Source organism: Psychrobacter sp. AOP31-B2-9 (assembly GCF_052378005.1).
In the GTDB taxonomy this organism is placed as follows: Bacteria; Pseudomonadota; Gammaproteobacteria; order Pseudomonadales; family Moraxellaceae; genus Psychrobacter.
Genome location: NZ_JBQSXG010000141.1, coordinates 1 through 7287 on the forward strand (window position 1 = coordinate 1; position 7287 = coordinate 7287).

Annotated in this window: 5 protein-coding genes; 3 read left to right on the plus strand and 2 right to left on the minus strand. The window is 39.9% G+C overall.

The genetic code is table 11. From position 1 onward, the window contains the following. Window positions 1-80 precede the first annotated feature (80 nt). From ACT3SX_RS12605 to ACT3SX_RS12615, 3 genes are all read left to right on the plus strand, one after another. Window positions 81-377, plus strand: coding sequence for a SlyX family protein (locus tag ACT3SX_RS12605; protein WP_192520756.1), 297 nt, complete (start codon window positions 81-83; stop codon window positions 375-377). Between the two features lie 244 nt (window positions 378-621). Continuing rightward, window positions 622-1821, plus strand: a complete 1200-nt coding sequence (locus tag ACT3SX_RS12610) for an OmpP1/FadL family transporter (protein WP_442070014.1) — start codon at window positions 622-624, stop codon at window positions 1819-1821. A gap of 443 nt (window positions 1822-2264) precedes the next feature. Continuing rightward, window positions 2265-3572, plus strand: coding sequence for an OmpP1/FadL family transporter (locus tag ACT3SX_RS12615; RefSeq protein WP_192520754.1), 1308 nt, complete (start codon window positions 2265-2267; stop codon window positions 3570-3572). A 346-nt stretch (window positions 3573-3918) separates the two neighbouring features. Here ACT3SX_RS12615 and putP read toward each other — a convergent pair whose 3' ends face one another. Both putP and ACT3SX_RS12625 read right to left on the minus strand, forming a co-directional pair. Beyond that, window positions 3919-5418 carry a sodium/proline symporter PutP gene (putP, locus tag ACT3SX_RS12620; protein ID WP_442070012.1) on the minus strand — a complete coding sequence of 500 codons (1500 nt, stop codon included), beginning with the start codon at window positions 5416-5418 and terminating at the stop codon, window positions 3919-3921. A gap of 771 nt (window positions 5419-6189) precedes the next feature. Further along, a complete protein-coding gene (locus ACT3SX_RS12625) occupies window positions 6190-7062 on the minus strand; it encodes a LysR family transcriptional regulator (RefSeq protein WP_192520460.1) in 873 nt (290 codons plus the stop codon). Window positions 7063-7287 lie beyond the last annotated feature (225 nt).

Below are 7287 nucleotides of genomic sequence, written 5' to 3' on the forward strand. Positions count from 1 at the left end.
ATATTTAAGGTCGTTAAATGTATCAATGTGCTGATTGACGACATGCCTAGCTTTATATTTACGATAACCCAGAGAAAGACATGAATCCACCTAACACTAAAGACAATGCTGAAAACAACGCTGAAGATAATGCTCAAACTGATGACTCAGTTGTGCAGGCTGAATCACAAATGCAGCAGGTTATTGACCTGCAAATGAGCATGGCACATCTTGAGGTAATAGTCGATCGTCTCGATGAAGTGATTGCGCGGCAAGATAAAGATATTCAGACATTACAACGACAGCTGCAGTTGATTTATAAACAAGTTAAGGATCAAGATACAGACAGTGGTATTGCGCCATTTGATGTGATGGCAGATAGACCACCTCATTACTAGAGTGTGTTTTATTCTTTGATCAGAGCACTGATGGTGCGTCTGTAAAAATTTTCAACATGAATCGAGTATATTTCTATTTATGGATATACATATCTAACAATGACTACTTGGTCATACAGAATAAATAATGTATCCTTACGGTTGTTTTAATGTTTAAAAATCATTACTATTCCCCATCTAGGATACTGCTTACTCACAAAAAACCGGTATGCAGTAAAACAATGCGGACGTTTGGAGACATATAATGCGCAATACCTTCCATCTCAAAAATCTAACAGTGGCTGTTGCTGCTTTTTCTGTTGCTAGTGTTGCTAGTGCTGCTGGCCTTGATCGTTCAGGTCAGGATATTACTGCATTTTTACAAGACGGTACTTATGCCGAGGCTGTCTATACTTACATCGATGCTGATGTGACAGGTAATGATGTGGCAGGTAATGATGTGGCAGGTAACAAAATTGGTGACATCGCCGAATCTTATGATTTCTTTCGTTACGGTGTAAAAGCAGACCTCAATGATACTTATAGTGTTGGTATCTTATATGATGAGCCTTTTGGTGCTGCGGCTGACTATAGTGGTGACAACAATTTCGTCGACGCTAGTGGTGAAGGTACGAATGTAGAAGTCCGTACTGAGAGTATTACCGGTATCGTCGGTGCAAAATTTGGTGAAAATAAAAACTTCCAAGTATATGGCGGTCCAGTGGCCCAGCGTGTTAAAGCTGATGTAAAGCTGCGCGGTACAGCCTATAGTGCTGCGAATGGTTATACGACCCACATCAGCCCAGATCAAGAGTATGGTTATATTGCTGGTGTTTCCTACAGTAAGCCTGAAATTGCACTAAAAGCGGCGTTGACGTACCGTTCAGAGATTGAACATACAGCTGATGCTGCAGAAAGTTACCCTGCAGTAGCAAGCTTCCCTGGATTTGGTCCAAGATCAGGTGATATTGATATTACTACCCCTGAGTCAGTCAACTTTGATTTTCAAACGGGTATCAATCCAACGACATTAGCAACTGCAAAAGTACGTTGGGTGCCATGGGGTGATTTCTCAATTGTACCGTCACTATACAATGACGTTAGTAAACTGAACGCTGCTTATCAACCAGACGGCCTACCGTTAGTCAGTTATGATGAAGATCAATGGGTAGTTGAGCTAGGTCTTGCCAAACGTTTGAATCCAGCTTTAGCGGTCAGTGGTACCGTTGGGTGGGATAGTGGTGCTGGCAATCCTGTGACCTCATTAGGCCCTACAGAGGGTTACTATAGTGCCGGTTTAGGGGCTAAGTATAATGTCACAGAAAACTGGGCAGTTTCAGCGGGTGGTAAATACCTATGGCTTGGTGATGCTGATGGTCAGGTGCCGACCAAAAATGTTGTTGGCAACTTTGAAGACAATGACGCTTTTGTAGTTGGTATGAAAGTTTCTTATCAAGCAAAGTAAGTTTCACCATGACTAAATTTCACCATGATTAAGTTTCATCATGATTGTGTTCCATGATGGTTATATTGCTAAGTAATATATTTGGCAATGAAAAAAAAGCGACTCTATACGGGTCGCTTTTTTTGTGCACATATTGCTACCTGTAACAGCTTTATAGAAAATTTTATTACCTCTAGTTTTTGCGGATTTTACAAGCGTTAGCTGTGTCTAGATAATGTTAAGAGTGCTATAAAATATATATTATTAGAAAATCAAGTACTAATATGCTATTTATACTGTTCAGTCATAATTGGGAAATAAACTGCTTTGTTTGTTGTTTTAGTGTCTAAAAGGCATTAGTATTCAAGTTAGGACACGACTTTGATAACCTCAATGTTAAGCGCAGCAATGCCATATATTGGTTATTGAAGTAGTAATACAACAAGGATCGTTGGAGATACACAATGCGCAATCACTTTCATTTGAAAACCCTCGCAGTAGCGATTGCTACCCTTTCTATAGCCAGCGTCACCAATGCAGCTGGTCTTGATCGTTCTGGTCAAGATGTCACCGCTTTCTTTCAAGATGGCACTTATGCTGAAGCCGTTTATACTTATATCGATGCCGATGTGAGTGGTTATGATACTGCCAATACTAATCCTTATAGTAATGATTATGAACGTGGTAATAAAACAGGTGATATCGCTGAGCCTTATGACTTTTTTCGTTATGGTGTAAAAACTGATATTGATGATACGTTTAGTATTGGTGTTTTATATGATGAACCTTTCGGTGCTGCTGCCGAGTATACTGAAAGTAATTTTGTGGCAAACGATAATTTAGGTGAGTCTGCTGGTGAGTTGGTAGCTGACGGAGTTGATCAGCCAACTGCGGGTGCGATAGCCACAGCTGAGACAAGTGCCGCTGGTGAAAATACTAACGTCGAAGTACGTAGTCAAAGCTTGACAGGTATACTTGGTGTGAAGTTCGGTGAAAATAAAAACTTCCAAGTGTATGGTGGCCCAGTCGCACAGCGTATTCAATCAGAAACCAAGCTTCGTGGACTGGCATACGGCCCTGCTAGTGGTTACACTTCGACCAGCAACCCTGATATGGATTATGGTTACATAGCAGGTGTGGCCTATTATAAGCCTGAGATTGCTTTAAAAGCAGCGCTGACGTACCGTTCTGAGATTGAACATAATGTAGATATAGCTGAAACCTATCCTATTAGGTCTATTATTTCTGGAGGTGCACTGTCAGCTAGTCAAAAGAGTGAGTATGAAATTACAACACCTAAATCTGTCAACTTTGACTTCCAAACAGGTATTAACCCGACGACATTAGCCACTGCTAAAGTACGCTGGGTACCGTGGAGCGATTTTGTCATTACACCGCCATTATACAATGAAGTGAGTAAAAACGCTGAACGACCCGATGGTCTAAACTTGGTTGAGTATGATGATGACCAATGGCAAGTAGAGCTTGGTTTAGCTAAGCGTATGACACCAGTACTAGCGGTTAGTGGTACCGTTGGTTGGGATAGTGGTGCTGGCAATCCTGTAACGTCGCTTGGTCCTGTCGAAGGCTACTACAGTGTTGGCCTTGGTGCAAAATATAACGTCACTGAAAACTGGGCAGTATCCGCTGGTGGCAAATATTTGTGGTTCGGTGATGCTAAAGGCGCGTTACCCACTGATAAAATCGTTGGTGATTTTCAAGATAATGATGGCTTTATCGCCGGTGTGAAACTGTCTTATCAAGCACAATAATCATTTTTGTATGTTGTCGCTATATCATAAAAAATCGATCTATATAAGGTCGATTTTTTATGGACTCTAAAGTGGTTTTTTTTGCCTTAATTAATAACGACAAGCTCTAAGACTTATCGACCTATCCCTACAAATTAACATTAGAGCTGCTTCCTTAGAGCTATATAGGCAGTGTGTGGTAATACTCGTTAAGGCAAACAAAGGCATTACCGTTACTTTAAGTCTTATCTATAAGCGTTATAGAGATAAACAGCTTCTTTGTGAATGATTAACATGAGCTAGTCACCAAAAAAAACCTCGTCAATAATGACGAGGTTTTTTTGTTACGACAAGATAAATTATCAGCTTACTGATTTATGTTTAGTTCCATCTCTTTATATTTTGCAGAGACAGAAGGTCTTGGACCACCAGTCATAATACTAACGGCAAAGATAGCGATAGTGCTTAATATAAAGCCTGGAACGATAGCATATAACCAGCTGTTAAGTGCCGTACCATTGACTTCGAAAGGACCATAAATCCACAAAATGACAGTCAATGCGCCAATGACCATACCAGCAACAGCACCGTTACGGTTCATACCACGCCATGTTAGGCTGAAGATAACCAATGGCCCAAAGGCTGCACCAAATCCTGCCCATGCATTAGAAACCAAGTTCAATACAGAGCTTTCTGGATTAGACGCTAGCATAATAGCAACGATAGCAACGATGATAACTGATATACGGCCTACCAATACTTGACGAGCTTCTGGTGCTTCTCTATCAAAGAATAATTTATATACATCTTTGGTTAGTGAGCTTGATACTACTAATAATTGCGATGAGATAGTACTCATGATGGCTGCTAAAATAGCTGCTAATAGGAAGCCTGATACTAGTGGGTGGAATAAAAACTGCGTAAATACTAGAAAAATAGTTTCAGGATCATCTAGTGTCATAGCAGTCTTTTGTACATAGGCGCGACCAGCAAAACCAGTCATTAGTGAACCAACAAGACTGACAACCATCCAGCTCATACCAATATTACGTGCAGTAGGTACGTCTTTAACTGAGCGAATTGCCATAAAGCGTACGATAATATGTGGCTGACCGAAATAGCCTAAACCCCATGCCATTAGAGAGATAATACCAATAACACTCATACCACTAGTAACGTTCAGTAAGTTTGGATCGATATTTCTAACTGCCTCAGTAGTGGCTGAAATACCACCTAAGTCAGTAAACGCAACGACAGGAACAATCACCATCGCAAATAGCATGATGACACCTTGCACAAAATCGGTCATTGAAACAGCTAAGAAGCCACCGAATAAAGTGTATGCGACAACCACACCTGCGGTGACCCAAAGGCCTGTACTGTAAGATAGGTTCAGCGAACTTTCAAAGAGTTTACCACCACCGACTAAGCTAGCTGCGGTATAAACAGTAAAGAATAAAATGATGACGAGTGCAGAAATAACACGCAACATGTGCGACTTGTCTTCGAATCGGTTGGCGAAATAATCAGGCAAGGTAATAGCGTTGTCAGCGACTTCGGTATAAACACGAAGGCGTGGTGCTACGATAAGATAGTTCAATAATGCGCCAAGTGTTAAACCAAGGGCAATCCAGATACTGACCACACCATCGGCAAACATATAACCGGGTAGACCAAGTAATAACCAACCTGACATATCTGAGGCACCTGCCGACAGCGCTGTTACGGCTGGTCCTAAATTACGTCCTCCTAACATATAGCCTTCAGTGTCATTGGCTTGCTTAAAGTAAGCATAAACGCCAATCCCTATCATCACTAAAAAATAAGCGCCAAGTGATATTAGCACGCCACTAGAAACTCCGTTCATATAAATGTTCCTTAACCAACAGTGTTGGCTGTAATTATTTTAACTCTAAAAATTAAGTTTTCGTAAGAAGATGTCCTAAACAATATCTAAAGAAAAAAAAAGCCATTAAGTAGGACATAATGGCTTTTATTCAATATTTGCTGTTAGTTTTATATGATTGATGCTGTTCTGGGGCTAATACCAATTGAGCAATACTCTGAAAGCGATAAAAATTCGCACTTTTCTTTATCTGTGTTAATTTCTCGCAGTTGCTAGTTATATATCAATATAAACCGCCTGTATAACCAATCATTTAAAACCATCAAAGCTACTATTAAACATCATATATTACTAAAGATGTTCGATGTGATTACTATCAGTATCTTTACGGTAAGTTTTTGTTATAGAGACAATCTTAAAGCTATTATAGCGTATGAGTGCCAAAAATGCGAATAGCGCCCTTTTTGTGCTGAAAAATCATTGCACAATCGTTATAAATCAGGCGTGTTTAATATTCATTAATAAACACTTCTGATCATTAAAACGTTTTTATATAAGGCGTAAAATGACGGTGATGCGTGAGCTTTAACGAGATTAAAATGCGACTCTTATATAAATCTAGGAGACAGTTTTAACATCAGATCACAGAGGTATTTTTACCATTTTAATGTATTAAACATAGACGTTTAAAACAACAGGCCCTACTGCTTCTGATGTCAAACTGTCTAAAACTAGCCTCTACTAGCTTCTATCAGTGCCATGCTCGAAAGATCGAGCACAGTTTAGTAACTTTTACTCAATAGGTGCGAGCAAATCTAGTAGCGCTGTTACACTACTAGATTGTGTTAGTTTTGGATTGATAACCACGCCTAGGTGGCGTTGTAATTCAATATTGTCAGCCATGTCAATACGTTCTAAATCTTGACTAACCATAGTTTGTGGTAATACTGACCAACCAAGTCCAACAGAAACCAACATACGAATAGACTCAAGAGGGTTAGTGCTCATGGTGGCATAAGGTTTTAGATTGTGCTTAGCAAATTCAGCCAATGTAATTTGACTGGTAAAGGTATTGGCAGATGGCAAAATAGCAGGATAGCGTGCTAATTGTTCTAAGGTGACATTAGATTTCGTTGCTAGAGGTGATAACGTACCCGTCATAAAGTAGAGAGGGTCTGACCATAGGGTGTGATAAGTTAAACGCTTATCGTAAACAGGTGGTAACGTGACAAAGGCCAATGATAAATCACCGTCTAATACAGCTTTGTGTGCGGCTTCTGAATCGACAAAATGAACCTCTAACTGCACTGCAGGGTAGGCTTGTATAAAGTGTTTGAGTACAGGTGCTAGATGATGTAAACCTATGTGATGGCTAGTACCAATGACCAGTTTTCCAGACACGATATGTTGAGAATGTTGTAGGTTGATTTTAAAATTCTCATAATCTTCTAACCAACGCTTAGCGTGTGGTAGCATCTCATTAGCAGCTTGGGTCGGCACGATCCCGCGGCCTACTGTATCAAACAGGGTAATATCAAATTCATCTTCCAAATTTTTGATGCGTTTACTGACAGCAGGCTGAGTGATAAACAGCTTTTCTGCGGCGCCAGAAATACTGCCTGTATGCATAACGGTGACGAATGTCGTTAAGTTTGTGGTGTTCAAGAGGATGTCCTTAGCTACTTAGCGAGCTATAAATAAAAGTTGCCTGACCTAATCATAATGTATTAGAAATAAAAGTTTGCGTCTGGTTAAAAATCATCAATTATTATTATAGGATTAGCCTGCTATAATCACAAGACATCAAAACATATTTATTATATTAACTTGATAAATTGTAGTATAAAGCTTGTTTTAGGGCGTGTTGAACATTGGCGACAAATTGATGGC

Coding starts and splice junctions, on each gene's coding strand:
- ACT3SX_RS12605 (WP_192520756.1), top strand. CDS start 81: ATGAATCCACCTAACACTAAAGACAATGCTGAAAACAACGCTGAAGAT.
- ACT3SX_RS12610 (WP_442070014.1), top strand. CDS start 622: ATGCGCAATACCTTCCATCTCAAAAATCTAACAGTGGCTGTTGCTGCT.
- ACT3SX_RS12615 (WP_192520754.1), top strand. CDS start 2,265: ATGCGCAATCACTTTCATTTGAAAACCCTCGCAGTAGCGATTGCTACC.
- putP (WP_442070012.1), bottom strand. CDS start 5,418: ATGAACGGAGTTTCTAGTGGCGTGCTAATATCACTTGGCGCTTATTTT.